2 protein-coding genes and 2 rRNA genes are annotated in these 2,783 nt (G+C 32.7%); 3 read left to right on the forward strand and 1 reads right to left on the reverse strand.

Features of this window, described 5'->3' with window-relative positions; genetic code table 11:
* Positions 1-89: ribosomal RNA gene (gene rrf / locus M3166_RS18850) — 5S ribosomal RNA — on the forward strand; the annotation flags it as partial.
* A 391-nt stretch (positions 90-480) separates the two neighbouring features.
* Here rrf and M3166_RS18855 read toward each other — a convergent pair.
* A complete protein-coding gene (locus M3166_RS18855) occupies positions 481-1,413 on the reverse strand; it encodes a DNA primase (protein ID WP_251691792.1) in 933 nt (310 codons plus the stop codon).
* A 277-nt stretch (positions 1,414-1,690) separates the two neighbouring features.
* Here M3166_RS18855 and M3166_RS19550 point away from each other — a divergent pair, with 277 nt between their 5' ends.
* Both M3166_RS19550 and M3166_RS18860 read left to right on the forward strand, forming a co-directional pair.
* Positions 1,691-1,852, forward strand: coding sequence for a hypothetical protein (locus M3166_RS19550; protein WP_353056593.1), 162 nt, complete (start codon positions 1,691-1,693; stop codon positions 1,850-1,852).
* An 862-nt stretch (positions 1,853-2,714) separates the two neighbouring features.
* Positions 2,715-2,783: ribosomal RNA gene (locus tag M3166_RS18860) — 16S ribosomal RNA — on the forward strand; the annotation flags it as partial.

Here is a 2,783-nt window from a genome sequence, read left to right on the forward strand (position 1 = left end):
CCCGTTCCCATACCGAACACGGAAGTTAAGCTCTTTAGCGCCGATGGTAGTTGGGGGCTTCCCCCTGTGAGAGTAGGACGTCGCTTCGCACATGTAAAACCCACTGAGAAATCAGTGGGTTTTTTGTCGTTTAAATTAAATACGAGTTTAACTTGTTCATTTTAATATTCAACATCGAGAATCGTGTGGGATATGAATTCTTTTATAATCCGAGGTTCCGTTATAAACTTTTCCCCACTTAGTTCTCTATATAAATCAGTCCGTGATTTCCCTGAGAGAGAAAATAAAATTACCAACATTCGATTTTTTCTCAAATTCGCTGTAATAAGAAACCTGAGAGAATACGGGGAATAGTAGAATGGAAATAATTTTTCTACTTTGTAATTTATTAATTATACACATAGATTATGTTTTAATATAAAACTTATATAAAGTCATTTTCAAAGTAAAAACGCTCCCTTGTGGAAGGAAGCGTTTAGATTATTCATTTTGGTAACTTATAGATTGTTCATGGTATTCAAGTAGTGCCTGGGTTAATTGTTTTGGAAACTTTTCTTCGATATAAGCTGCGATATACAGCTTCTTATCTACTTCCATTTGAGCAGAACGGAAAAGTTTCTGGAAAAGGGTTGGTTTTCTTTGTTGCGAATAATGCTGTACTGCTTCATTTTGCAAACGGTTGAGTACAATTTGTTCAATTGCCTTTTCCCTAATACGAATTGCAATATCTTCTTTATTCGAAGCCATGATTTCCTCGACTTTCTTTTTCAATTCAGCATTTTCCTGTTCAAGTTTTTTCGTAGCTTCTTGGATCTCCTCCAATTCCTGTGTAGGTTCTGGAGGGAGAGCTTTGATTTCCTGTTTAAAAAAATCATAATTTAAACTTAACTGCATTTGTTCAGTATCTTCGTCTTGTTCCATTTTAAACAAACCTGTCTTCATAATCTGCTCCAGTGCTTGGCTCATGGCATTGAGTCTGTATTCAATATTGTCGGCCATCCCAACTTCTGTTGAGGACGGAGTTCTTTTTTTGATAATATGGCCATCTTTATTAATACGTAACAGCTGCTTTAACCCTTTTACACGATACTCGTCTTTTAATAGCAAAATCATACGCAGTTTTATAACCGCTTTAAAATCTAAACGAATAACAGATGCTGTAGTTGGATTTGAGGCTTCATCATCAAAGAGATACTCTTCAAACGGTTTAATATAGTAACGTATCTGTGCGTCAGTGACATTAAACCAGCTGGCTACTTCAGGTGTTGAATAGTATTTTTTTTCAATGAGGTCGGACAAATAAGGTTCCGATAAAAAGAATTGTTCAGTTGGTGTTTCTTTAATTACTAAATATAACGGGTCATCTGCAAAAATTTCTTTAATACGTTTTTCTATCGAAATCGTTTGTTCCACTTTTCTTCTCTCCTGTTCTACGGGGAATTTTTCTATTCTATGCATTGCTAAAATTACTTCTCTACTTTTTTCTATTCTTAATGGTTCGGTTTTATACCAATTTTTTAAAAAAGAGAATGAAAAGATGTACTATAAATTAACTAAACAGTTTTTTTCAAAATTAATGGTGAATTTTAATTAAGGTAGAGAAGGTATATAATCTAGACAGCAATGAACTTAATTCTGAAACAGAAAATGACTGAAGTAAAAACTACTTACGATATGAAATCTTATAAAGATGAACTTCTATTATTATCTCGGTCAGTGTTATGAGAAGTTTGGATATTCAGAAGAAGAGATTAAATATCCATTCAAGCGTGCAGAAATTTTTTTGGGAATATTAAAACGAGAAGCTCATTTAAAAAATTTTAGGGAATTGAAAGGGCACTGGCTCATTTAACTTGTGTTAATTTATGATAAGAGGCGTTTCTAAAATATTTAAAAAGGCCCCTGTTTCCATTTTTACTTTTTAAAAACTTTGGAATCGGTGAGGCGAATTGATTGGACTTCCCCGCAATTTATACAAAAAGTATAAATCTTTTCGGATCCAACATACGAAACTTACTTTTTTCTCAGCAACAACTAGTCTATAGCTTCATGGAATTCAGAACCTCCCCTATTTTTTTATTTTTGATCTTCAATAGGTGTCATATTAATTTCCTCTTTTTCTATTTATTTATAAAATATATATATGATTTCTGTAAAAAAGTTACAATATTAGAATGTTAATATTAATTCTACTCTCGTATTTACCATTGGAGAAATCAGAAACTTTAAATATGAAAAAGGTTTTAGTTACTAGTAATTGTAATACTTCTGGGCATACTCGAGATGTAATTTTGAAAGGGGGAATTACCTTTTTCATAACTTCTTTGCAAGACAAGGTTAAATAGTAAGGTTGTTATATATGGGGGAATATTATACTGAGCTTGACTTAGTTGGTGATAGAAACGCAAATATATATATTAATTATACTAAATCAAAAAAAACTATAAAAAACTATTGCTAAGTGAATAATATCATGATATATTATTATAAGTCGCAAGGACGACAACGAATATCGAAAAAACATTTTAAAATAAATGTTGACATAACATTTGGAAGATGGTAAGATATAAGAGTTGTCACTGAGACGACACAATGAACCTTGAAAACTGAACAAGCAACGTTAATGAAACAAGCTTCTTAAATGAAGCAAACAAATGATTTCAACTTCTAACGAAGTTGGATCGCTAGCAAAGCAAATGAGCTTTCAAACTACTTTTATGGAGAGTTTGATCCTGGCTCAGGACGAACGCTGGCGGCGTGCCTAATACATGCAAGTCGAGCGG

This window comes from Solibacillus isronensis (genome assembly GCF_023715405.1).
GTDB classification, from domain to species: Bacteria; Bacillota; Bacilli; order Bacillales_A; family Planococcaceae; genus Solibacillus; species Solibacillus isronensis_B.

What these genes read in the sequence shown, in the direction of transcription:
- M3166_RS19550 (WP_353056593.1), top strand. Translation starts at nt 1,691, where the DNA reads ATGAACTTCTATTATTATCTCGGTCAGTGTTATGAGAAGTTTGGATAT.